This window comes from Pseudomonas sp. CP-1 (genome assembly GCF_021213715.1).
Classification (GTDB): domain Bacteria; phylum Pseudomonadota; class Gammaproteobacteria; order Pseudomonadales; family Pseudomonadaceae; genus Pseudomonas; species Pseudomonas aeruginosa.
The window spans coordinates 505,778-529,348 of sequence record NZ_JAJQKY010000002.1; the positions used below are offsets into that span (position 1 = coordinate 505,778).

24 protein-coding genes are annotated in these 23,571 nt (G+C 65.6%); 14 read left to right on the plus strand and 10 right to left on the minus strand.

Going from position 1 to position 23,571, the window contains the following annotated elements:
- Nucleotides 1–63 precede the first annotated feature (63 nt).
- On the minus strand, nt 64–540 hold the full coding sequence (bfrB, locus tag LT948_RS06165; protein ID WP_003092078.1) for a bacterioferritin BfrB: 477 nt from the start codon (nt 538–540) through the stop codon (nt 64–66).
- Nucleotides 541–749: 209 nt separating this feature from the next.
- Nucleotides 750–971, minus strand: a complete 222-nt coding sequence (locus LT948_RS06170; protein ID WP_003092075.1) for a bacterioferritin-associated ferredoxin — start codon at nt 969–971, stop codon at nt 750–752.
- 259 nt (nt 972–1,230) lie between these two features.
- Between LT948_RS06170 and LT948_RS06175 the strand changes: the two genes are divergently transcribed.
- Entirely contained in the window at nt 1,231–1,833 is a 603-nt protein-coding gene (locus tag LT948_RS06175) for a peroxiredoxin (protein ID WP_003092073.1), read from the plus strand.
- A gap of 178 nt (nt 1,834–2,011) precedes the next feature.
- Here LT948_RS06175 and rnt read toward each other — a convergent pair whose 3' ends face one another.
- Complete coding sequence (rnt, locus tag LT948_RS06180) at nt 2,012–2,686, minus strand: ribonuclease T (RefSeq protein WP_003092070.1); 675 nt, start codon at nt 2,684–2,686, stop codon at nt 2,012–2,014.
- A complete protein-coding gene (gene pyrC, locus LT948_RS06185) occupies nt 2,683–3,729 on the minus strand; it encodes a dihydroorotase (RefSeq protein ID WP_003112889.1) in 1,047 nt (348 codons plus the stop codon). Before pyrC ends, rnt begins: the two co-directional genes overlap by 4 nt.
- Nucleotides 3,730–3,861: 132 nt before the next feature.
- Here pyrC and motY point away from each other — a divergent pair, with 132 nt between their 5' ends.
- The gene (gene motY, locus LT948_RS06190; RefSeq protein ID WP_003092066.1) at nt 3,862–4,827 is read left to right on the plus strand and encodes a flagellar protein MotY; all 966 of its coding nucleotides are present in this window, start codon (nt 3,862–3,864) and stop codon (nt 4,825–4,827) included.
- A 117-nt stretch (nt 4,828–4,944) separates the two neighbouring features.
- Nucleotides 4,945–6,162, plus strand: coding sequence for an argininosuccinate synthase (locus LT948_RS06195; protein WP_003092065.1), 1,218 nt, complete (start codon nt 4,945–4,947; stop codon nt 6,160–6,162).
- Nucleotides 6,163–6,253: 91 nt separating this feature from the next.
- Here LT948_RS06195 and gloA read toward each other — a convergent pair whose 3' ends face one another.
- Nucleotides 6,254–6,640, minus strand: a complete 387-nt coding sequence (gloA, locus tag LT948_RS06200; protein ID WP_003110007.1) for a lactoylglutathione lyase — start codon at nt 6,638–6,640, stop codon at nt 6,254–6,256.
- A 375-nt stretch (nt 6,641–7,015) separates the two neighbouring features.
- Here gloA and mexP point away from each other — a divergent pair, with 375 nt between their 5' ends.
- The 11 genes from mexP (at nt 7,016) to LT948_RS06255 (ending at nt 20,062) form a co-directional block, all read left to right on the plus strand.
- Complete coding sequence (mexP, locus tag LT948_RS06205; RefSeq protein WP_003117521.1) at nt 7,016–8,173, plus strand: multidrug efflux RND transporter periplasmic adaptor subunit MexP; 1,158 nt, start codon at nt 7,016–7,018, stop codon at nt 8,171–8,173.
- Nucleotides 8,170–11,331, plus strand: coding sequence for a multidrug efflux RND transporter permease subunit MexQ (mexQ, locus tag LT948_RS06210; RefSeq protein WP_003110006.1), 3,162 nt, complete (start codon nt 8,170–8,172; stop codon nt 11,329–11,331). The genes mexP and mexQ overlap by 4 nt, the downstream gene beginning before the upstream one ends.
- Nucleotides 11,328–12,803, plus strand: coding sequence for a multidrug efflux transporter outer membrane subunit OpmE (opmE, locus tag LT948_RS06215; protein WP_003110005.1), 1,476 nt, complete (start codon nt 11,328–11,330; stop codon nt 12,801–12,803). The genes mexQ and opmE overlap by 4 nt, the downstream gene beginning before the upstream one ends.
- Nucleotides 12,804–12,987: 184 nt before the next feature.
- The gene (locus tag LT948_RS06220) at nt 12,988–13,254 is read left to right on the plus strand and encodes a hypothetical protein (protein ID WP_124089312.1); all 267 of its coding nucleotides are present in this window, start codon (nt 12,988–12,990) and stop codon (nt 13,252–13,254) included.
- Between the two features lie 119 nt (nt 13,255–13,373).
- Nucleotides 13,374–13,568, plus strand: coding sequence for a heavy-metal-associated domain-containing protein (locus LT948_RS06225; RefSeq protein WP_003122179.1), 195 nt, complete (start codon nt 13,374–13,376; stop codon nt 13,566–13,568).
- A 305-nt stretch (nt 13,569–13,873) separates the two neighbouring features.
- Nucleotides 13,874–14,077, plus strand: a complete 204-nt coding sequence (locus tag LT948_RS06230; protein ID WP_172036657.1) for a hypothetical protein — start codon at nt 13,874–13,876, stop codon at nt 14,075–14,077.
- Nucleotides 14,013–15,005, plus strand: coding sequence for an HOASN domain-containing protein (locus LT948_RS06235; protein WP_232197073.1), 993 nt, complete (start codon nt 14,013–14,015; stop codon nt 15,003–15,005). Before LT948_RS06230 ends, LT948_RS06235 begins: the two co-directional genes overlap by 65 nt.
- A gap of 32 nt (nt 15,006–15,037) precedes the next feature.
- Complete coding sequence (locus LT948_RS06240; RefSeq protein ID WP_003110004.1) at nt 15,038–16,024, plus strand: HOASN domain-containing protein; 987 nt, start codon at nt 15,038–15,040, stop codon at nt 16,022–16,024.
- 30 nt (nt 16,025–16,054) lie between these two features.
- Complete coding sequence (gene purB, locus LT948_RS06245; protein WP_003138129.1) at nt 16,055–17,488, plus strand: adenylosuccinate lyase; 1,434 nt, start codon at nt 16,055–16,057, stop codon at nt 17,486–17,488.
- Nucleotides 17,488–18,939, plus strand: coding sequence for a class-II fumarase/aspartase family protein (locus tag LT948_RS06250; protein WP_033995646.1), 1,452 nt, complete (start codon nt 17,488–17,490; stop codon nt 18,937–18,939). Before purB ends, LT948_RS06250 begins: the two co-directional genes overlap by 1 nt.
- A gap of 49 nt (nt 18,940–18,988) precedes the next feature.
- Entirely contained in the window at nt 18,989–20,062 is a 1,074-nt protein-coding gene (locus LT948_RS06255) for a class I SAM-dependent methyltransferase (protein ID WP_003092054.1), read from the plus strand.
- Between the two features lie 198 nt (nt 20,063–20,260).
- Here the strand turns inward: LT948_RS06255 and LT948_RS06260 are convergent, their stop codons facing one another.
- The 5 genes from LT948_RS06260 to LT948_RS06280 form a co-directional block, all read right to left on the minus strand.
- Nucleotides 20,261–20,440 carry a PA3496 family putative envelope integrity protein gene (locus tag LT948_RS06260; RefSeq protein ID WP_003092052.1) on the minus strand — a complete coding sequence of 60 codons (180 nt, stop codon included), beginning with the start codon at nt 20,438–20,440 and terminating at the stop codon, nt 20,261–20,263.
- A 108-nt stretch (nt 20,441–20,548) separates the two neighbouring features.
- Nucleotides 20,549–21,187: an endonuclease III gene (gene nth, locus LT948_RS06265; RefSeq protein ID WP_003092050.1), complete on the minus strand. Its 639-nt coding sequence runs from the start codon at nt 21,185–21,187 to the stop codon at nt 20,549–20,551.
- The gene (locus LT948_RS06270) at nt 21,184–21,900 is read right to left on the minus strand and encodes an electron transport complex subunit E (RefSeq protein WP_003092049.1); all 717 of its coding nucleotides are present in this window, start codon (nt 21,898–21,900) and stop codon (nt 21,184–21,186) included. The genes nth and LT948_RS06270 overlap by 4 nt, the downstream gene beginning before the upstream one ends.
- Nucleotides 21,893–22,537 (minus strand): electron transport complex subunit RsxG, encoded by a 645-nt coding sequence (gene rsxG, locus LT948_RS06275; RefSeq protein WP_003092047.1) that lies wholly within the window; start codon nt 22,535–22,537, stop codon nt 21,893–21,895. The genes LT948_RS06270 and rsxG overlap by 8 nt, the downstream gene beginning before the upstream one ends.
- Nucleotides 22,537–23,571, minus strand: a complete 1,035-nt coding sequence (locus LT948_RS06280; protein ID WP_009313620.1) for an RnfABCDGE type electron transport complex subunit D — start codon at nt 23,569–23,571, stop codon at nt 22,537–22,539. The genes rsxG and LT948_RS06280 overlap by 1 nt, the downstream gene beginning before the upstream one ends.

Here is a 23,571-nt window from a genome sequence, read left to right on the forward strand (position 1 = left end):
TTCTGGCGGGCAAGAAAAAAGCGCCGACGGGGCAGGCCGCCGGCGCTTCGTCGTGGTTCCCGATCAGTCGTCTTCGTGCATGTGCGACTGCAGGTAGTTCTCCAGGCCGACTTTCTGGATCAGGCCCAGTTGGGTCTCCAGGTAGTCGATGTGCTCTTCTTCCGACTCCAGGATGTCCTTCAGCAGGTCGCGGCTGACGTAGTCGTGCACCTGCTCGCAATGCACGATGGCTTCGCGCAGGTCCTTGGTCGCCTTCAGCTCCAGGTTCAGGTCGCACTGCAGCATTTCCTGGGTGTTCTCGCCGATCAGCAGCTTGCCGAGGTCCTGCAGGTTGGGCAGGCCTTCGAGGAAGAGGATGCGCTCGATGAGCTTGTCGGCATGCTTCATCTCGTCGATCGACTCGTGGTACTCGTGGGCGCCGAGGCGCTTCAGGCCCCAGTCGTTCCACATGCGCGAGTGGAGGAAGTACTGGTTGATCGCGATCAGCTCGTTGCCGAGGATCTTGTTGAGGTGCTGGATGACTTTCTTGTCGCCTTTCATGCCGAATCCTGCCGTCGTAGTGGGTGTGATTCGCCAAGTTTGGCCGCGACGAAGCAGGGTGTCAAACCTAAGTTATTGAAATATAAGGGAAAAAGAATATGAATACGAATGTTTTCTTTCCGCGTTCTGCCGCTAAGTCATTGAATTGAAGGCATAAAAAAACCGGGCGCCAGGCCCGGTTCTTCTGAAAGAGGGATAAAAAATATTTTTCAGGCAGCGACGAACGCCGTAGTCCCGAACGCCGGTACCGGCTGGGCACTCTGCAGGTCGTTGAGGGTTTCGCGTACCACCTGCTTGGCCAGGCATGCGCACTTGCCGCACTGGGTACCGACGCCGGTGGCTTCGCGAACCTCACGATAGCTGCAGCAGCCTTCGTAGATGGCATCGCGGATCTGGTTGTCGGTAACACCTTGGCAGAGGCAGACGTACATGGCGATCTGGCTACTGGGAAGTTGAGTTGGAAAAGATACTAATAATAATGAGAATGATTGTCAAAGTTCCCTGGAGCGTTTTAGTCGGGTTTTTTTCGCCCCCCGACAAATGGCTTTGTCGGACAAAGACTTAGCGCCGGCTGGGGCGGGGTGTATGATGGTTGTTTCCTGGGGAACGGCGCCCGTGCCATCGAGGCTTCGCGAGGAGCCGGCAGGCTGCGGTGCCGTCCTTCAACCTTCCGCTTAAAGGAGACATGGAATGAGCGTACTCGTAGGTAAGAAAGCGCCTGACTTCAACGTTGCCGCGGTACTGGGCAATGGCGAGATCGTCGAGAGCTTCACCCTGTCCGAGGCCATCAAGGGCAAGTACGGCCTGGTGTTCTTCTATCCGCTGGACTTCACCTTCGTCTGCCCGTCCGAGCTGATCGCCCTGGACCACCGCATCCCGGAATTCCAGGCGCGCAACGTCGAGGTGATCGGCGTTTCCATCGACTCCCACTTCACCCACAACGCCTGGCGCAACACCCCGGTGGACAAGGGCGGCATCGGCGCCGTCAAGTACACCCTGGCGGCCGACACCAAGCACGAGATCGCCAAGGCCTATGACGTCGAGTCCGACGGCGGCGTGGCCTTCCGTGGCGCGTTCCTGATCGACAAGGAAGGCGTTGTGCGCTCGCAGATCGTCAACGACCTGCCGCTGGGCCGCAACATGGACGAGCTGCTGCGTCTGGTCGATGCCCTGCAGTTCCATGAGGAGCACGGCGAAGTCTGCCCGGCCAACTGGAAGAAGGGCGACAAGGGCATGACCGCATCGCCCGAAGGCGTGGCCAAGTACCTGGCCGAGAACGCCAGCAAGCTGTAAGAAGAGCCTGCTTCGCGCGTTGGAAAAAACCCCGCTTCGGCGGGGCTTTTTCATGGGTTCGCGGGGGCCGGCAGCCCCATCCCAGGTCACGCGCCTCGCTCCGAAGAGGGGGAGATTGCCTGACCGGTCGCGTAGGACGGATAACGTCCTGGCGTTATCCGCCTAAGTGGGCCGAGGCTCAGTCGTCGTCATCCATCCAGCCGCCCATTTCCTTCCAGCGGTTGACGATGCCGCAGAACAGCTCGGCGGTCTTCTCGGTGTCGTAGCGTGCCGAGTGCGCCTCGCGGTTGTCGAACTCCATGCCGGCGGCCTGGCAGGCCTTGGCCAGGACCGTCTGGCCGTAGGCGAGGCCAGCCAGGGTGGCGGTGTCGAAGCTGGAGAAGGGATGGAACGGATTGCGCTTGATCCCGGTACGCGCCACGGCGGCATTGAGGAAACCGAGGTCGAAGCTGCTGTTGTGGCCGACCAGGATCGCCCGCTTGCAGCCATTGGCCTTCAGCGCCTTGCGGATGCCGCGGAAGATCTCGGTGAGTGCCGCTTCCTCCTGCACCGCCATGCGTAGCGGGTGGTCGAGCTTGATGCCGGTGAATTCCAGCGCGGCCGGCTCGATGTTGGCGCCTTCGAAGGGCTCGATGCGGAAGAAGTAGGTGTGTTCCGGGAACAGGAAGCCTTTCTCGTCCATGCCGACGGTGGTCGCGGCGATTTCCAGCAGCGCGTCGGTGGCCGAGTTGAAGCCGCCGGTCTCGACGTCCACCACTACCGGCAGGTAGCCGCGGAAGCGGCGCGCCATCGGATGGCGCGGGCCGCTGGGGAGGCTGCCGTCGAATTCGTCGTCGAAGTTGTCTTCGCTCATGCCCCGGCCTCCAGCAGTTTCCAGCGGAGTGTCTCGCCGGCGCGCAGCGGCACCACGTCGAAGTCGCCGAAGGGGAGGCTGGCGGGCGCCTGCCACTCCTCGCGGACCAGGGTGATCCGGTCGGTGTTGCGCGGCAAGCCATAGAAATCCGGGCCATGCAGGCTGGCGAAACCTTCCAGCTTGTCCAGCGCATTGCGCTGTTCGAAGGCCTCGGCATACAGCTCGATGGCGGCGTAGGCGCTGTAGCAGCCGGCGCAACCGCAGGCGGCTTCCTTGGCGTGGCGGGCGTGCGGCGCCGAGTCGGTGCCGAGGAAGAATTTCGGGTTGCCGCTCACCGCGGCGTCCAGCAGGGCTTCCTGGTGGGTGTTGCGCTTGAGGATCGGCAGGCAATAGAAATGCGGGCGGATACCGCCGACCAGCATGTGGTTGCGGTTGTACAGCAGGTGATGGGCGGTAATGGTCGCGCCGACGTTGGCCGGGGCTTCCCGGACGAACTGGGCGGCGTCGCCGGTGGTGATGTGCTCGAAGACCACTTTCAGGGTCGGGAAGCGCTCGACCACCCGGCGCAGGTGCTCGTCGATGAACTGCTTCTCGCGATCGAATACGTCGACCTCGGCGCGGGTCACCTCGCCATGCACCAGCAGCGGCATGCCGACCTCGGCCATCGCCTCGAGCGCTTCGAAGATATTGTCGATGCGGGTCACGCCAGAGTCCGAGTTGGTGGTGGCGCCTGCCGGATAGAGCTTGGCGGCATGCACGAAGCCGCTGGCCTTGGCGGTACGGATTTCCTCGGTGCTGGTGCGGTCGGTGAGGTACAGCACCATCAGCGGCTCGAAGCGGCTGGCGGCGGGGCGGGCGGCGAGGATGCGCTGCCGGTAGGCGTCGGCTTCGGCGGCGTTGCGCACCGGCGGCACCAGGTTCGGCATGACGATGGCGCGGCCGAAGGTGCGGGCGGCGTCGCCGACGGTATTGGCCAGCGCGGCACCGTCACGCAGGTGAATGTGCCAGTCGTCGGGGCGCAGGAGGGTGAGACGGTCGGACATGGGGCTTCCAGGACGGGATTTCGTGGGGGGAAATGCTACCGGAAAAGGGGGGGCGGGGCACTCGCTATCAAGTTTTGTCCGGGCCGTCCGATACATCCTTCGTATTTGGACGCTTTCCCGGAGCCCGCCGTCGTGCAGCCGCGCCTTCTTCTATTGCCTTTCCTGCTCAGCAGCCTGCCGGCGCTGGCGGTGACCTTCCAGACGCGGCTGGAGAGCGTCGAGTGGAAGGTCGAAGGCGACCAGTTCGAATGCCGCCTGTCGCAGCCGGTGGCGAATTTCGGGGTCGGCGAGTTCGTCCGGCGTGCCGGCGAGCAGGCGACCTTCCGCCTGAAGCCCGAGGCCCAGTGGCTGGGGCGCGGGTCGGCGACCCTGCTGGCTGCCGCGCCGCCCTGGCGACCGGGACAGGGCGACATCAACCTTGGCCAGGTCAGCATCGGTAGCGGCGAGGTGCCGTTCAACAGCAACCAGCAACAGGCCGGTCGGTTGCTCACCGGCCTGCTCGAGGGGCGCAGCCCGCTGGTCCGCCATCGCACCTGGCAGGGCGATCGCCTGGAGGTGCGCCTGCTGCCGGCGCGCTTCGCCAGCGTCTACAGCCAGTACCAGGCCTGCATCGCCAAGCTGCTGCCGGTGAACTTCGACCAGGTCAAGCTGGCCCAGGTCGGCTTCCCCGACGGCGGCACGGCGCTGAACGACGTGGCGCGAGCCAAGCTGGACATCATCCTGCAACTGCTCAAGGCCGATCCGAGCATCAACCGGATCGAACTCGACGGGCACTCCGACAACAGCGGCAACCGCCTGACCAACCGCGACCTGTCGCGCCGCCGCGCGCTGGCGGTGCAGGAGTACCTGAAGAGCAACGGGGTGCCGGAAAGCCAGATCAACGTGCGCTTCTATGGCGAGCGCTACCCGCTGGTGGCCAACAACAGCGCCGCCAACCGTGCGCGCAACCGCCGGGTCACCGTGCACCTGTCGCGCGAGGCGGTGGTCGAGCCGGCGACGGAAGCGCCGAAGGCCGAGGACAAGCCGGCGCCGCCCGCGGCAGAACCTGCCGCACCGAAGCCTCCGGCCGCCTCGCTTCAGGGAAAACCCACGGTTTGAGTCGCGCAAACGATAGAATCTGTCGCTTTTGCGTCTAAAGCTGTCGCCCCTCTGTAATTTCCCGAATGCCCTGCGTAGAATTGTCGCTTTTCGTGACGACCCCCGTGGAGTGATGGCATGGCGGATGTGAAGAAGGTAGTCCTGGCGTATTCCGGCGGCCTGGATACCTCGGTAATTCTGAAGTGGTTGCAAGATACCTATAACTGCGAAGTGGTGACCTTCACCGCCGACCTCGGCCAGGGCGAGGAAGTCGAACCGGCTCGCGCCAAGGCCCGCGCGATGGGCGTCAAGGAAATCTACATCGACGACCTGCGCGAAGAATTCGTCCGCGACTTCGTCTACCCGATGTTCCGCGCCAACACCGTCTACGAAGGCGAGTACCTGCTGGGCACCTCCATCGCTCGTCCGCTGATCGCCAAGCGCCTGATCGAGATCGCCAACGAGACCGGCGCCGACGCCATCTCCCACGGCGCCACCGGCAAGGGCAACGACCAGGTCCGCTTCGAGCTGGGCGCCTACGCGCTGAAGCCCGGCGTCAAGGTGATCGCGCCCTGGCGCGAGTGGGACCTGCTGTCCCGCGAGAAGCTGATGGACTATGCCGAGAAGCACGGCATCCCGATCGAGCGCCACGGCAAGAAGAAGTCGCCGTACTCGATGGACGCCAACCTCCTGCATATCTCCTACGAAGGCGGCGTGCTGGAAGATACCTGGACCGAGCACGAAGAAGACATGTGGAAGTGGACCGCTTCCCCGGAAAACGCGCCGGACACCCCGACCTACATCGAGCTGACCTACCGCAAGGGCGACATCGTCGCCATCGACGGCAAGGACATGACCCCGGCCGAGGTTCTCACCGAGCTGAACCGCGTCGGCGGGATCAACGGCATCGGCCGCCTCGACATCGTCGAGAACCGCTATGTCGGCATGAAGTCCCGTGGCTGCTACGAGACCCCCGGCGGCACCATCATGCTCAAGGCCCACCGCGCCATCGAGTCGATCACCCTGGACCGCGAAGTGGCCCACCTGAAAGACGAGCTGATGCCCAAGTACGCCAGCCTGATCTACACCGGCTACTGGTGGAGCCCGGAGCGCCTGATGCTGCAGCAGATGATCGACGCCTCGCAGGTCAACGTGAACGGCGTAGTGCGCCTGAAGCTGTACAAGGGCAACGTCGTGGTGGTGGGCCGCAAGTCCGACGACTCGCTGTTCGACGCCAACATCGCGACCTTCGAGGAAGACGGCGGCGCCTACAACCAGGCCGATGCCGCGGGCTTCATCAAGCTCAACGCGCTGCGCATGCGCATCGCCGCGAACAAGGGCCGCACGCTGTCCTGACCGACGTGCGCCGCCTGCGATGGAACGAAGAACCCCGGCCATGAGCCGGGGTTCTTCGTTCCTGATTGCTGAAAGCGATAGCCGGGGCCGTTCAGGAAGACTTCTGGATCAGTTCGATCTTGTAGCCGTCCGGGTCGGTCACGAAGGCGATCACGGTGGTACCGTGCTTCATCGGCCCGGCTTCGCGGGTGACCTGGCCGCCGTTGTTGCGGATGTCGTCGCAGGCCTGGTAGGCGTCGTCGACCTCGATGGCGATATGGCCGTAGCCGGTGCCGATCTCGTAGGCATCCACGCCCCAGTTGTGGGTAAGCTCGATCACCGCGGAATCCGCCTCGTTGCCATAGCCGACGAAGGCGAGGGTGAACTGGCCGTCGGGATAGTCGTTCTTCCTGAGCAGGGTCATGCCTAGCACCCGGGTATAGAAATCGATCGAGCGATCGATGTTTCCGACCCGGATCATGGTATGGAGAATGCGCATTTTCAGTGCCTCGAGCTTCACGGTCAAAGGCGGATTTTACCATGCGGCCGGCAACCGGCTGCGAGATCGGGATCGTCCCCGTCCCGGCGACCGGCCCTTTGCCGGACTTCCCTTCCTACAGGGTTTTTCGCCTCTTCCCTGGGCCGGCCGTCGATAGCCGGTCGGCCTGCCTCCGCCACCCTCCCGAGCTGCCCGCTGCGTCTCCGAGCGTGCCAGGCGTTCCGCCCCCGGTGACCGGCCGAAAGCTCGCTGCGCCTTCGCCATGAGGACGGAAAAAGGGGGGTTGACCTTACCAAGGTGTCAAGGTCGATAACCGGCCACGGAAGCGGTTTCGTCCAGCCAGGCCATGCAGGCTCAGACCAGGAAGGCACAACAATGAATCTCAGACACTTCATCCGCATCACCGCGACGCTAGGTGTCGCGGCCCTTATCGCTGGCTGCGGGGAATCGGCGCCGCCGGGAGCGGCGAGCGCCCCGCCAAGCGTTCCCGTAGCCGAGGTGGTGGTTCGCCCGGTGACACCCTACGCCGAGTTCACCGGCTCGCTGACCGCTGTCGAGCAGGTAGAACTGCGGCCGCGCGTCGCTGGCTACATCCAGGACGTTACGGTGCCGGAAGGCCGCCTGGTAGAGAAGGGCCAGCAACTGTTCCTCATCGACCCGCGCGTGTTCAAGGCGGCGCAGGATGCCGCCAGGGCGCGCCTGCGCGAGGCCGAGGCCGCGGCGTTGCTGGCGCGCACCGAACACGAGCGAGCCGAGCTGCTGTATGCGCGGAAGGTCGTCGCCCGGGAGCGGCTCGACAGCGCCATCGCCTCGCGCAATGCCAGCAAGGCCCAGGTCGATGCGGCCAGGGCCGCCCTCGACGCGGCGCAACTGGATCTCGGCTTCACGCGGGTGACGGCACCGATCGGCGGGCGTGTCGGGCATATCCAGGTCACCGAGGGCAACTACGTCACCAATGGCGTCACCGCGCTGACCAGCATCGTCTCGGTCGATCCGCTGTACGTGTACTTCGATGTCGACGAGCGCACCTACCTGCAGGCCCTGGCGCCGACCCGCGGCAGGGAAGGCGAGCAGGCCCCCAGGGTCAAGGTGGCGTTGCTCACCGACGAGTCCTATGGACGAAGCAGTCGCCTCGATTTCCTCGCCAATGCCGCCGACCGCGGGACCGGCACGGTCCGGGTTCGGGCGGTGGTCGACAACCCGGACGGGCAACTGACGCCGGGGCTGTTCGCCAAGGTCAGGCTGGAGACCGGCAAGCCTCGCGAGCAGGTGCTGGTCGCCGACCATTCCATCGGCACCGACCAGGGCCGGCGCTATGTGCTGGTCGTCGACGAAGGCAACAAGACCCAGTACCGGCCGGTGGAACTCGGGCCGATGGTCGACGGCCTGCGGGTCGTCCGCCAAGGCCTGCAGCCGGGCGAGCGCATCGTCGTCAAGGGCCTGGTGCGGCCGGACATGCAGATCACGCCGCTCCTTGCGGAAATCGATGGCACGCCCGTCGACCTGTCGAAGACCGTGGGGGCCGCACAATGACATTCCCACGCTTCTTCATCGATAGGCCGATCTTCGCCATCGTTCTTTCGGTGCTGATGATGATCGGAGGCATCGTTTCGTTCTTCCAGTTGCCGCTGAGCGAATACCCGGCGGTGACGCCGCCGACCGTGCAGGTGACCACCGCCTATCCCGGCGCCAACCCCGACGTGATCGCGCAGACGGTGGCGACGCCGCTGGAGCAGGCGATCACCGGGGTCGAGGGGATGCTGTACATGTCCTCGCAGTCGGCCACCGACGGGCGAATGATCCTGACCATCACCTTCGACCAGCACATCGATCCCGACATGGCCCAGATCCAGGTGCAGAACCGGGTCTCGCGGGTGCTCTCGCGCCTGCCCGACGAGGTGCAGCGGCAGGGCGTGGTCACCCAGAAGACCTCGCCGGACATCCTCATGGTGGTGCACCTGCTGTCGCCGGAGCAACGCTACGACCCGCTGTACATCTCGAACTACGCCTACCTCCAGGTGCGCGACGAACTGCTGCGCCTGCCGGGGATCAGCGATGTGGTGGTGTGGGGCGCCGGCGAGTACAGCATGCGCCTGTGGCTCGACCCCGACCTGATCGCCGCGCGCGGGCTGACGGCGGGCGAGGTGATCGCCGCGGTACGCGAACAGAACGTCCAGGTGGCGGCCGGCGCCGTCGGCCAGGCGCCGGACTCCACCGCGGCCTTCCAGGTCACGGTGAATACCCTCGGGCGCCTGAGCGACGAAGAGCAGTTCGGCGACATCATCGTCCGCACCGGCGCCGACGGCCAGGTGACGCGCCTGCGCGACGTCGCGCGGATCGAGATGGGCGGCGATGCCTATGCGCTGCGCAGCCTGCTGGACGGCGAGCCGGCGGTGGCCTTGCAGATAATCCAGAGCCCCGGAGCCAACGCGCTGGATACCGCCGAAGCGGTGCGTGCCACCGTGGCGAGGCTCGAAGGCAACTTCCCGGCCGGCCTCAGCGCGCGCATCGCCTACGACCCGACGGTGTTCGTCCGCGCTTCGTTGCAGACCGTGGCCACCACCCTGCTGGAGGCGATCCTGCTGGTCGTGGTGGTGGTGGTGCTGTTCCTGCGTAGCTGGCGTGCTTCGCTGATTCCGCTGATGGCAGTGCCGGTCTCGCTGGTCGGCACCTTCGCCATCATGCATCTGATGGGTTTCTCGCTGAATACCCTGTCGCTGTTCGGCCTGGTGCTGTCGATCGGCATCGTCGTCGATGACGCCATCGTGGTGGTGGAAAACGTCGAGCGCCACATCGAGAACGGCGAGCCGCCGCTCCAGGCCGCGCGGCGTGCGATGGACGAGGTCACCGGACCGATCATGGCGATCACCTCGGTGCTGGCGGCAGTGTTCATCCCCACGGCCTTTCTCAGTGGCCTGCAGGGCGAGTTCTATCGTCAGTTCGCCCTGACCATCGCCATCTCCACCATCCTGTCGGCGCTCAACTCGCTGACCCTCAGCCCGGCCCTGGCGGGCCTGCTGTTGCGTCCGCGGCCGGCCGGAGATGCGGTGGCGGGGCGCTTCCAGCGACTGCTCCAGGTCCTCGGCCGACCGTTGCGAAATGCCCCCGAGGCCTACGGCAACGCGGTGCGCAAGGTGGTGCGGGTGAGCGGCCTGGCCCTGGTGGTGTATGGGGGCCTGCTTGGCCTGACCTGGGTCGGTTTCCAGGCGGTGCCACCGGGCTTCGTGCCGATGCAGGACAAGTACTATCTGGTCGGCATCGCCCAGTTGCCGAACGGAGCGTCGCTGGAGCGTACCGATGCGGTGGTCAGGCAGATGTCCCGGATCGGCCTCGACGAGCCGGGGGTGGAGAGCGTCGTGGCCTTCCCGGGCCTGTCGGTGAACGGCTTCGTCAACGTGCCGAACGCCGCGGTCATGTTCTTCATGCTCGACCCGTTCGAATCGCGCACCTCCGCCGATCTCGGCGCGCTGGCCATCGCCGGGCGCCTGCAAGCCAGGTTCGCCAGCATTCCCGACGGCTTCCTCGGGGTCTTCCCACCGCCGCCGGTACCGGGGCTGGGAACCATCGGCGGCTTCAAGATGCAGGTCGAGGATCGCGGTGGCGCCGGGCTGGAAGCCCTGGCCAGGCAGACCCAGGTGCTGATGATGAAGGCCACTGAGTCCGGCCAGCTCGGGGGCTTGATGACCAGCTTCGATATCAATGCCCCGCAGCTCGAGGTGGTGGTCGACCGCACCAAGGTGAAGAGCCAGGGCGTTCGCCTGGCCGATGTGTTCGAGGCATTGCAGGTCTACCTCGGCTCGCTGTACATCAACGACTTCAACCGCTTCGGGCGCACCTACAAGGTCACTGCCCAGGCTGATGCGCCGCACCGCATGCAGGCCGAAGCCATCGGGCGCCTGCAGGTACGCAATGCCGCCGGGGCGATGTTGCCGCTGTCCTCGTTCGTCACCGTGACGCCCAGCTCCGGTCCCGACCGGGTGATCCACTACAACGGCTATCCGTCGGCCGATATCAGCGGCGGCGCGCTTCCCGGCGTCAGTTCGGGACAGGCGGTGGCGTTGATGGAGCGCCTGGCCGGCGAAGTGCTGCCCGAGGGCATGACCTTCGAATGGACCGACCTGACCTACCAGCAGAAGCTGGCCGGTAACAGCGCGCTGTTCATCTTCCCGCTGTGCGTGCTGCTGGCCTACCTGATCCTCGCCGCGCAGTACAACAGCTGGCTGTTGCCGCTGGCGGTCCTGCTGATCGTGCCGATGTGCCTGCTCAGCGCGATCGCCGGGGTGTGGCTGGTGGGCGGCGACAACAACGTGTTCGTTCAGATCGGGCTGGTGGTGCTGGTCGGCCTGGCGGCGAAGAACGCGATCCTGATCGTCGAGTTCGCCCGCACGCTGGAGGCCGAGGGCGCCCGTGCGCTGGAGGCGGTGGTCGAGGCTTGCCGCCTGCGCCTGCGGCCGATCCTGATGACCTCGCTGGCGTTCATCGCCGGCGTGGTGCCGTTGGTCATGGCCAGCGGCGCCGGAGCGGAAATGCGCCAGGCCATGGGCGTCGCGGTATTCGCCGGGATGCTCGGGGTGACGCTGTTCGGCCTGTTCCTCACGCCAGTGTTCTACGTACTGGTACGGGCACTGGCGGCGCGCCTGGAGCGACGCGCCGGCGGCAGCCTGGCGCATCTGGAGGGAGGCCGTCCATGAAGCCATACCTGCGGTCTTCGTTGAGCGCGCTGATCCTGCTGGGCGGCTGTGCCGCGGTGGGGCCCGACTATGCGCCGCCGAGCGCGTCCGCACCGGCCAGCTTCGGCGCGATGCCGGCGGGTATCGATGGCAGTGGCGTGGAGATCGAGTGGTGGCGCGGGTTCGACGAGCCAGCCCTGGAGTCTCTGATCCAGCGGGCGCTCGCGGCGAACCTCGACATCGCCCTTGCCAACGCGCGCCTGGACGAAGCGAAGGCGCTGCTGCGCGAGAACCGCGAGGAGTTCCTGCCGCGCGGCGGGCCGGCGTTCGATTACCAGGCCCGGCGGCGCGGCGAGGTGGAAACACCGGCCGGCCAGCAGCGCGACATCGAGACCTATCGCGGCGCGCTGGATGCTTCCTGGGAAATCGACCTGTTCGGCCGGGTGCGGCGCTCGGTGGAGGCCGCCGAGGCGCAGGCGGGTTCGCGCGAGGCCCTGCTGCGCAACGTGCAGGCGAGCGTCGCGGCTACGGTTGCCATGACCTGGTTCCAGCTACAGGGCATCGAGGCCGAACTTGCGGTGGTCCATGACATCGCCGGCAACCAGCGCGACAGCCTGGAGATGGTCGAGCGCCTGGTCAGCGCCGGCTCCGCCCACGAGTTCGACCGGTTGCGCGCCGAAGCGTTATTGCACAACGTCGAGGCGGCCGTGCCCGACCTCGAACGGCGCCGCGCCGCCACCCGCAATGCGCTGGCCGTTCTCCTCGCGGAAGCCCCGCAGGCCTTCAGCCCGCCGGTCGCCCGCGCCTCCGGGGAAAGGCTGACGCTCCGCACCCTCGGGGTCGGCGACCCGGCGGGACTGCTGGCGCGTCGCGCCGACATCGCCGCGGCCGAACGCAACCTGGCGGCCGCGACCGCACGTATCGGCGTCGAGACCGCGGGGCTGTATCCGCAGGTCGAGGTACGCGGCTCGATCGGCCTGGTCGCCGGCAATCTCGATGCTTTGGACGAGAGTGGTACGTCCTTCAACGTCCTGAACCCGGTGATTCGCTGGGCGTTACTCGACCGCGGTCGCGTGCGGGCGCGGATCGCCGCCAGCGAAGCCCGTGCGCAGGAGGCATTGATCCTCTACGACCGGACGGTACTGCGCGCCCTGCAGGAGACCGATGATGCCTTCAACGGCTATGGCGCTGCCGCTGACAGGCTCCGCCTGCGCCTGCTCGAGGCGACGGCCAATCGCGAGGCGGCGCGCCTGGCCCGGGAGCGCTTCGTCCAGGGGGACGGCGAGTACCTGGACGTGCTCGAGGCGGAACGCTCGGACTACCTCAGCCGGCGCGCATTGAGCATCGCGCGCACCGAGCAGCGCCTTGCCGTCGTGGGTATCTACAAGGCGCTGGGGGGTGGCTGGGAGGCCTGCGCGGGGGCGCGGCGCTGTGGTGTGGCTACCGACGATACCTCTCCAGGCGTGGCACGGCAGCGCGACAGTCGCTCCTGATCAGCCGCCGGCCTTCGCTCGACTGCCTGGGTCGAGGGCCGTGCGGCGCGTCCTCCGGTTATTTGGCGAACCCCGGGAGTACGGATTGCCTGGCGCGGATCACTCGTCCCTGTCCGCCTTATCGATAAGTCGGTTCCGAACTCTTTTTCGGTAGTTCATTCAGATGGATGAGTGAAGAGGGCAGATGGAAAGTATCTGCTCGGGAATTCAATGTTCAGAAGAGTGGGGAAGTATTACTTTCTCACTGTTCTTCAGGTACGTTCCGGCTGCCCGCCGTTTCTTATTGGATGAAGTCACTCCTGTGCCTCTGCGCTCGCGCCGCACGGAGAATATCGTCGAGAGGTTCCTCAATGGTGAGTGGAGCTGGCTGACGCGGTATCTCGGTTGTCGGGCGGAGTTGTTCTATATGTTCGAACTTGGCTTTGCTCGTTGTTTTAAGTTTGCGGAATAACCTCTGGAACTATTCATATGAATTTTTGAAAGTTTGGTTTACCTGAGAGATTTATGAGTTGACCTTGTCACGATGGCAGGACTCATGGTTCGCAGGAGTCAACAAACCAGGAGGTTGCGATGTTTTCTTTCCATATTCCGAACATGACCTGCGGCGGTTGTGCCAAGACTGTCACCCGTATCCTCCACGGCGTCGATCCCCAGGCGCGCGTAGAGACCGATCCCCCTCGGCGCGAGGCCAGGGTCGAGAGCACTCTGGACAAGCACGCATTCCTCAAGGCGTTGAGCGAGGCCGGTTATCCGGAGGGCCGTTGAGTGCATGGGCATGACGCAGGCGTAGGGTCGGATAGTAGCGTTTCGCCCAGTGCCGGCAATAGGAAAATGATTTTCATTGAAGTCCGCGTCCATATGCCATCAATGGCGCTTGGCTATTGTGGAAAGAACTCTTTGGAATTTGTAAATCAATATTTCAGTCGGCCGCGAGGTGACAGTTATGTGAACGGCAAGAGGCGCTGACAGGAAACCCTAAAAGTTATTCTCCGATGGATTCGCAGGCCTTTAGCTCGGGGTTTTTCGCAGCGCATCCAGTGTTATCGAAGAGCACCTTTCGGCGAACTCCGTTGTCCGCCGACAAGGCCGCTGCATTGCTTGACCTTGCCACCGTGGCAAGCTTTACGGTCGCCCCGCACAACAACAAAAACAAGGGTGATCCAAATGACTTCAAATCCGTTACAGCAATGCTGCAATTCTTCCTCCGATATGAATATCCGCCCCCAGCGGACAATGTCGGAACCTGCCCGAAATGCATCGGTTCTCCTGGCTGAAGCCTTGAAACCGGGTGCCTCCCTGGACCAGATCTCGCTCGCGCTCGAGGCGATTCTCGCGGTCACGGCCAAAGGCCTGGGCGGTGATGCTTCGGCTTACGCGCAGTACCAGGCGTTGCTCCTGGAACTGCACGTAGGCAGCGATCCGCATACGGAGCCGACCCGCCGCTGGATGGCGAGCCAGGTCTACCTGGTCGAGGATCGTTTCGCTCCCGAGCCGGCCGGTTTCAGCGCCGTCCCGGTGGAGGAGTTCCGCAAGAAGGTCGACGCCGAGATCGAGGCGCGCAGCCGGGTGCGCCATCCCATGTCGGTCCACCTGTTCCAGGGCACGCCGCCGGTCGAGGACGTGCGCTTCTTCCTGGAACACCATTGGGTCCGTTCCTACAACTTCTACAGCCTCCTGGCGGAGCTGGCCTTCCGCTTCGAAAACATCGAGGACGCCTCGGTGTTCTACCGCAACCTCTACGGCGAGGCCGGGGCGGAGACGCCGGAGCGCTCGCACCCCGCGTTGCTGTCCCACCTGATGACCTACTTCGACATTCCGCTGCGCATCGATTTCCCGGCGCTGCATCCGCTGGAGAAGGCCTACCTCAACAACCGTATCCGTTGCGTGCGGCACACCGATGTCGCCTGGGGCCTTGCGCTCCTGTACGCGGTCGAGTCGGTGAGCTGCGTCAACCACCGGCGCATCTACGAACTCCTGCAGCGCCTGGGCGTGCCCGAGCAACCCAGCGAGTTCCATCGCCTGCACGGCACCCAGGACGAGATCGATACCGAGGAGATGTGGGCGCTGATCGCCAAGTTCGCGCCGAGCGAAGACTTCCAGCGCAAGTTCATGCAGTCGCTGGCGCGCCACTTCGAAATCAACCGGGCCTACTTCGACCTGCTCTGGGAGCAGATGCAGGCGAATTCCCTGGCCATGGCCTGATGCCTATCCAGAACAAGAACAAGGAGTACAGGATGAATACCCGCAATTTTTCCCTGCCGCAGTTGCAGAACCTGCCCATCGATGAAGCACGCATCGTTGCCGATGCGCTGGCCGTCCACGCTACTTCCCGCCAGATCGATAGCGCCGCGAGCAAGCTGGCCGCGCTGGCCGAGGCAGGGCTCAAGGGCGACCGCCAGGCCTATGCCGCGTACCAGCAGTTGCTCTACGTCCTTTCGTTGAGCGACGACGTGGCGACCGCCCAGACCCGGCGTTGGCTGGCCCGGGCGATCTATCGCGTCGAAGAGCGTTTCATGCCCGCCGCCGATCTTTCCAGGGCGCTGTCCGAGGAGGATTTCCAGAAGCGTCTCGAACAGGAAATCGCCGCGCAGTCCCGCGAGCGGCACCCGATGTCGCAGTACGTGTTCTCCGGCTCGGCCTCCCGCGCGCAGCTCCAGGTGTTCCTCCGTCACCAGTGGTTCCGCACCTTCCGCCTGTACCGCGATGCGGCCGACCTGTTGGTCAACCTGACCGATGTGGACGAGGCCGCGGCGCTCGCGCGTTACCTCTATGGCGAGTTGGGCGAGGAAGACGAAAAGGGTTCGCATCCGCGCCTGCTGGCCAAGCTGCTCGAGGCCATCGGCCTGGAGGCGGACTTCCAGGCCGTCTCGACGATGCCCGAGGAAATCGCCTATCTGAACAATCGCGCCCGTGCCTTCCGGCATGCCGAGGTCGGTTGGGGGCTGGCGGTGTTCTACATCACCGAACTGGTCGTGCCGGGGAACCACGAAAAGCTCTATCGGGCCCTGCTCCAGGCCGGCCTGAGCGAGGACCAGGCGGAGTACTACAAGGTCCACATCAGCCTCGTACCGCCGCGGGCCAAGCGCGAATGGCAACTCATCGCGCGGCGGATTCCGGACGTGCAGTTCCAGAATGCGTTCCTGACCTCGCTATCGCAGCACTTCCGTGTGGAAAGGGCCTATTACGACGCGATCTGGGAAGAGATGCAGAGCGTCAAGTGACTTCCACCGGGACAAAGCGAGCACTCGAAAATGCCAAGTCACATTACGGAATCCCGTATACACGGGGGCGCCTACTCGTCCCCGGCATTCGCCGCGATCTTTTCCGATACCAACCAGGTGCGGAGGTGGCTGGATGTCGAGCGAGCCTTGGCGGCGACCCAGGCCGAGATGGGCATCATCCCCCACGAGGCGGCGCGGGAGATCGACCGCGCCGCCCAGGTGGAGCGCTTCGACCTTACCCAACTGGGCCGCGAAAGCCTGGAGACAGGGCACCTACTGGTGCCTACCATCCGCGCCCTGGCGAGGTCGTGCGAGGGTAGCTGGGGGGAGTACGTGCACTATGGCGTGACCACCCAGGACATCCTCGACACCGGGCTGATGCTGCAGGTCAAGGAAGCCTGGGGCCATGCGCTCGGGCTCCTGCACTCGATCCGTGGCCATCTGCTGGCGCTTGCCCTGCGCCACCAGCACACGCCGATGGTTGCACGCACCCACGGGCAGCAGGCGCTGCCCACGACCTTCGGCTACAAGGTCGCCGTCTGGGTGGATGAAATCGACCGTCACCTGGCGCGCTTCGACGAAGCGCGCGAACGCGTCCTGGTCGGCAACCTGACCGGTGCCGTGGGAACCCTGGCGTCGTTCGGCGCCCAGGGCTTCGAGCTACAGCGGCGAACCCTGGCCAGGCTTGGCCTCGGCGCGCCGTCGACCAGTTGGCACAGCGCCCGGGACCGGGTGCTGGAGGTTGCCGGGTTGCTGGTCCAGGTGTCGGTGACGCTGGGCCGGGTGGCGAACGAGATCTACCACCTGCAGCGCAGCGAAATCGACGAGGTACGCGAGGGCAGCCGGCCGGGACAGGTGGGCAGCAGCACCATGCCGCACAAGCGGAACCCGTCGTCGGTCGACCTGGTCAGCGCGCTGTCGCGGCTGGTGCGGGCGCAGATGGTGGCGCTCACCGATGCCGCGTTCCAGTTGCACGAGCGCGACGGCACCGCCTGGCGCATCGAGTGGGCGGCGTTGCCGGAGCTGTTCGTCTACGCCGGCGCCTTGCTGACCCGCATGGAGGCGGTGCTGGCCGAGGGGCTCGAGGTGCGCGAGGAACGCATGCGCACCAACCTCGACCTCCTGGGTGGGCTGATCCTGTCGGAGCGGGTCATGCTCGCGCTGGCGGGGCAGTTCGGCAAGCAGACCGCCCACGAACTGCTCCATGAGATAACCCAGGCCTCCCAGCGGCAGGGCGTTCCGTTCCGCGAGGCGCTGCTCGGGCAGCCAAGGTTGCGCGGCTGTTTCAGCGCCGAGGCGCTCGAAGAACTGCTCGACCCCGTCGGCTACGTCGGCCTCGCCGCGGAGATGGTCGACCTGGTCGCCGACAAACCACGAACCGGCGCGTCGGGCGACAGGCCCGAAGGCGCCGCCTCTTCCCAAGGAAATCCCGGTCAGTCCCAGTACGTGATGGAGGATAGGTGATGGATGCTGAATCGCTGGAAATGCTTGCCCGTTCCTCGTGCACCGCGCATCCGCAGAGCTTCGGCGGCGCACCGGCCGAGTCGTCCTGCAAGCACGAACACAGTCACATCGTTGACTCTAAAACCCATGGCGGCGGCTACGCCGGTCCGGTGAGCCGACGGATCTTCTGTAGCCACTGCCGCCTGCAACGCTGGCTCGACGTGGAGGCGGCGCTGGCGCTGGCGCAGGCCGATGTCGGCGTCATTCCGCCCGAGGCCGCGCTGGAGATCGCGAAGGCCGCCAGGCTTTCGGCCGTCGACCTGCAGCAGATCGCCGACGGCGTGGCCAGCACCGGGCACTCGCTGATGCCCCTGCTGGGTGCGCTGCAACGGAACTGCAGCCCCAGCGCGCGCGAGTACGTGCATTTCGGCGCGACCACGCAGGATATCCAGGACACCGCGCAGTCCCTGGAAATGCGCGATGTGCTGGATGAAACGGAGCGGGCGCTGGACATCCTCCTGGACCGGCTCTCGGTGCTGGCGAGCGGGACCCGCAATGCGCTGATGGTCGCCAGGACCCACTCGATCCCGGCGTTGCCAACCACCTTCGGGCTGAAGGTGGCCGGCTGGATCGACGAGTTGCTGCGTCACCGCGAACGCCTGGGCGAGGCGCGCAAGCGGATCCTGGTGGTGCAACTGTTCGGCGGCGTGGGCACGATGGCCGCCTTCGGCGACGAGGCCATGCTCCTGCTCGAAAGCTTCGCGCGGCGGCTGTCGCTGGACGTGCCGCTGGCGGGTTGGCACGTGTCCCGCGACCGGGTTACCGAGTTCGTCAGTACCCTGGCCATGGTCACCGCGTCCCTGGCGCGGATCGCCGACGAGATCCGCACCCTGAACCGCTGGGAGATCGGCGAGCTGGAGGTGGGCTGGACGCAGCAGCAGATCGGTAGCAGCACCATGCCCCACAAGCGCAATCCGGAAGGCTGCGAGCAGGTTGTGGTGCTGGCCAGGCTGGCCAAGGCCCAGGTCCTGCTCGCGCTGGACGCCATGATCCTCGAGCACGAGCGGGACTACCGCGGCACGCGCCTGGAATGGTGTGCGGTGGCGGACGTTTCCCACTATGCGCTGATGGCGCTGTCGCTGCTGACCGACACCATCGACGGGCTCACGGTCCACGACGAGACCATGGCGCGGACGGCGAATGCATACAGCGATGCGATCTGTACCGAGGCGTTCGTCTTCGAGATGGCCAAGCAACTGGGCAAGAGCAGCGCTTACGAAATCATCTTCGAGATCACCCAGGCCTGCCAGCGCAAGCGGATTCCGATGCGCCAGGCGCTCGAGTCGGATCCGCGGGTGGGCGCCGTCATGCCGAAGGAAACCCTGGCCAGGCTGTTCGAGCCGCGGAGCCATCTCGGCATGGCCGGGACCATCGTCGACAAGGTGCTGGACAAGGTCGCCAGCCACCACTGAATCACCCGCCGCCAGAGGCGGCGGTACTGCACATCAACGGAGAACAAGAATGACAAAGGCTAACGAGATCGAAACCGCGAAGGTCAAGCAGTTTTCAGCGCGGATCATGGAGGACTACGGCAATACCCTGCGCGGCGCGATGCTCTACATCGGCGACCGCCTGGGGCTGTTCAAGGCGCTCGCCCATGGCCAATGGGTGACCCTGGAGGAGCTGGCGCAGCAGACCGGCTACACCACCCGCTACCTGCGCGAATGGCTGGGCAGCATGGTCACCGGCAACTACCTGGCCTACGATCCGCAGAGCAGGAGCTATCGGTTGCCGGCCGAGTTCGTCCCGGTGCTCGCCGACGAGGACTCGCCTTATTTCGCCGGCGGGATCATCCAGTTGAGCGTGCCCTTCGTGAGCATGGCGCCGAAGATCATCGAGGCCTTCCGCTGCGGCGGCGGTTGCCCCGAGGAATCCTTCCCGCTGGAAACCTGGGAAGGCATGGAGCGCATGACCATGCCCTGGTACAAGCACTTCCTCGTGCAGCACTGGATTCCTTCGCTGGATGGCGTCAAGGAAAAGCTCCAGGCGGGTGGCAGCGTGCTCGATTTCGGCTGCGGCAGCGGGCTGGCCGCGATCATGATGGCCAAGGCGTTCCCCGAAGCCCAGGTCTATGGCTGTGACTTCCACGCGCCGTCCATCGAACGCGCGCGGGCGAACGCCGAGGCTGCGGGGGTCGGCGACCGGGTGCGCTTCGAGGTCAGCGATTCCGATGCGCTGGCGGGCAAGAAGTTCGACTTCGTCACGACCTTCGTGGTCATCCACGACGCGACCGACCCGCAGCAGATGATGAAGGACCTGCGCGAGTCGACCGCCGACGATGGGACCTACCTGATGGTGGAACTCAACCTGTCGCAGGAACTGCACGAGAACATGAACCTGTTCGGTCGCGTGATGTACCCGCAGAGCACGCTGTATTGCATGACCTGTTCGCTGTCCCACGGCGGCGAGGGTCTCGGCGCCTTCATGGGCGAGGACCGCGCGCGGCAGATGGCCGAGGCCGCCGGCTTCAGTCGCTTCCGCAAGGTGCCTTCGGAGTGGCCGCCGCTGCCGGCGCTGTTCGAACTGCGACCCTGAGGGCGTTATCTGGGACGGCCGGGACGGCAACCGTCGGATAGCGGTTGCCGTGGCCGCCGCCCGGCGCGTGCCGGCTGGGCATGGCGGTCTCGGCTCGATCGCACTGGTGTTCAGGCCCGCTTCGGCGGGCTTTTCATGGCCGCCGGAAAAACGAAGCCCCGCCAATTGCGGGGCTTGCTTGCGGTGTGGGCGGCGCTCTCACAGGTCGAAGTCGTAGTCCGACAACTGGCGCTGCAGGCGGCGTTCTTCCAGCAGGTTGTCGATGATGCGACGCTTGGTCAGGTTGGTCTTGGCCACCTCGACGCTGGTTTCCTCGCCGTCATCCTCTTCAACGCCGGCTTCGTCGTCGATCTCGAGTTCTTCTTTGGCTTTTGCCATGACATTCACTCCAACTTATGGGGTGGTAATGGCGCACCTTATAGCGACAAAGCCGTGGCTGGTAAAAAAGATTTTTTCAATCGTAAAGATAGGATTTCGAATAGTTGATCAATCGTCTGAAGTCTTGTGCTTGTATTCGCACAGGTCCTCGATCCGGCAGCTTCCGCATTGCGGCTTGCGCGCCTTGCAGACGTAGCGGCCATGCAGGATCAGCCAGTGGTGGGCATCGAGCAGGTACTCGCGCGGCACGAACTTCAGCAGTTTCTTCTCCACTTCCAGAACGTTCTTTCCCGGTGCTATGCCGGTGCGGTTGGCGACGCGGAAGATATGCGTGTCCACCGCCATGGCCAGTTGCCGGAAGGCGGTATTGAGCACCACGTTGGCGGTCTTGCGGCCAACCCCGGGCAGGGCTTCGAGGTCCTCGCGGTTGTCGGGAACCTGGCCGCCGTGCTTTTCGATGAGGATGCGGCAGGTTTCGATGACGTTCTTCGCCTTGCTGTTGTAGAGGCCGATGGTCTTGATGTACTCCGACAGCCCCTCGACGCCGAGGGCGTGGATCGCCTCGGGGGTGTTGGCCACCGGATAGAGGCGGGCGGTGGCCTTGTTCACCCCGACGTCGGTGGCCTGGGCGGAGAGGATCACCGCGATGAGCAGTTCGAAGGGGGTGGTGTAGGCCAGTTCGGTCCTTGGCTCGGGGTTGTCTTCGTGCAGTCGGCGGAAGATCTCCGCGCGCTTGGCGGCATTCATTCAATCACTCCGGTGACGCGGACGCGCTGGCGCTGGGTGGCGGGTACGTCGCCCGCCTGCACCTTGGCGCGTTCCGCCAGGCTTTCATCGATACGGTTCTTCAGGGCGATCAGCAGGCCGAGCATGATGAACGCGCCCGGCGGCAGGATCGCCAGCAGGAAGCCCTGGTACTGCGGGAACGGCTGGATCTTCCAGTCCGCCGCCGCCGGGCCGAACAGCAAGTGCATGTCGGCCAGCAGGGTACCCTGGCCGAGCAGCTCGCGCAGGCCGCCGAGGACCAGCAGGACCAGGGCGAAGCCGAGGCCCATCAGCAGTCCGTCGAAGCTGGCGCGCAGCACGCCGTTCTTCGCCGCGAAGGCCTCGGCGCGGCCGAGGATCACGCAGTTGGTGGTGATCAGCGGGATGAAGATGCCGAGGACCTGGTACAGCTCGTAGGTCCAGGCCTGCATCAGCAGTTCGATGCAGGTGGTCAGCGCGGCGATGATCATGACGAACGCCGGCAGCCGGATCGCCTCGCTCACCGCGCCGCGCACCAACGATACCGCGGCATTGGAGCAGGCCAGCACGAGCATGGTGGCCAGGCCCAGGCCGAGGGCGTTGACCGTCGAGTTGCTGGTGCCCAGCAGCGGGCACAGGCCGAGCAACTGGACCAGACCCGGGTTGTTGCGCCACAGGCCGTTGCGGGCGATCTCGCGGAAATCTTGTTCACTCATGTCCGGCAGCCTCTTCGGGGGCGAGCAGGCGTTCGCGGTTGGCGTCGAAGTAGCGCAGCGCCTTGTGCACGGCGCGGACCACGGCGCGCGGGGTGACGGTGGCGCCGGCGAACTGGTCGAACGTACCGCCGTCCTTCTTCACCGCCCAGCCGGCGTCCGCCGGATCGCCCAGGCTCTTGCCGTCGAAACCGTGCACCCAGGGACTCTTGGCCAGTTCGATGCGGTCGCCGAGGCCGGGGGTTTCCTTGTGCGCGACGACCCGTACGCCGAGCAGCCGGCCCTGGGCGGTGACCCCGACCAGTAGCTGGATGGCGCCGCTGTAGCCATCCGGCGCGCTGGCCTGGAGGATCACTGCGCTGGCCTGGCCGTGCAGGCGGGCGACATAGGCCGGACGCGGCGCATCCAGGCCGAGCAGCTTCGGCGCGAAGGTTGGCACCTGGCTGTCCAGCGGATGGTTGTCGTAGCTGCCCGGCGGCAGCAGTTCCAGCAGGGCGCGGCCGCGCGCCTCGCGCTGGGCTTCGGCGATGCGCGCTTCGGTGAATTGCTGCACCAGTGCTACCAGGCCCACTCCGACCAGGGCGAAGAGCCCGAGCAGGAGGGCGTTGCGCAGCATCGAACGGCGAGTCGCAGCGTCCATCAGTCGCCTGCCTTGAAGCCGCGCTCGGCCTTGCGATGGCCGTAGGTGCGCGGCCGGGTGTAGTAGTCGATGGTCGGCGCCGCCAGGTTCATCAGCAGCACGGCGAACGCCACGCCATCGGGATAGCCGCCCCAGGCGCGGATGACGTAGGTGAGGACGCCGACGCCGAGGCCGAAGACCAGCCGCCCGCGATTGCTGGTGGCGCCGGACACCGGGTCGGTGACGATGAAGAAGGCGCCGAGCATGGTCGCCCCGCTGAACAGATGGAACAGTGGCGAGCCATGGGAATCGGAGCCGGAACCATTCCAGAACAGCAGGCTCATGGCGAACAGGCCGGCGAGCATGCCCAGCGGCGCGTGCCAGGTGAACAGCCGGCGCCAGAGCAGGAACAGGCCGCCGAGGAGGAACGCCAGGTTGACCCACTCGCTGCCGGCGCTACCGAGGTGGCCGAAGGCCGGGTTGCCGGCGAACAGCTCGTCGACGGTCAGGCTGCGGTCGGTCTTCAGCACGTCGAGGGCGGTGGCGTGGGCCCAGGCGTCCGGCCGGCTAGCGAGGCCGAGGAATTCGCGGAGGCTGTCGGGCAGGCCGAGGGCGCTGTCCGGCGAGGGCCAGCGGGTCATTTCCAGGGGAAACGAGACCAGCGCCACGACGTAGCCGAGCATCGCCGGGTTGAACGGATTCTGTCCGAGGCCGCCGTACAGGTGCTTGCCGAATACCAGGGCGAAGAAGGTCGCCACCAGGGTCAGCCACCAGGGGGCGTAGGGCGGCAGGGCGACTGCCAGCAACAGGGCGGTGACCAGCGCGCTGCCGTCCTTGAGGAACACCCCCGGCGGACGTTTGCGCAGGGCCAGCATGGCGGCTTCGCAGGCCAGCGCGACGAGGCTGGCCCAGGCCAGGTTGAGCAGGGTGCCCGGGCCGTACAGCCAGGTCAGCGTCAGCAGGCCGGGGACGCAGGCGCCGAGCACCAGGCGCATGATCGCCGGGGTACGGTTGGAGCCGCGGGCGTGGGGCGAGGTGGGGCGGGGCAGGGCCAT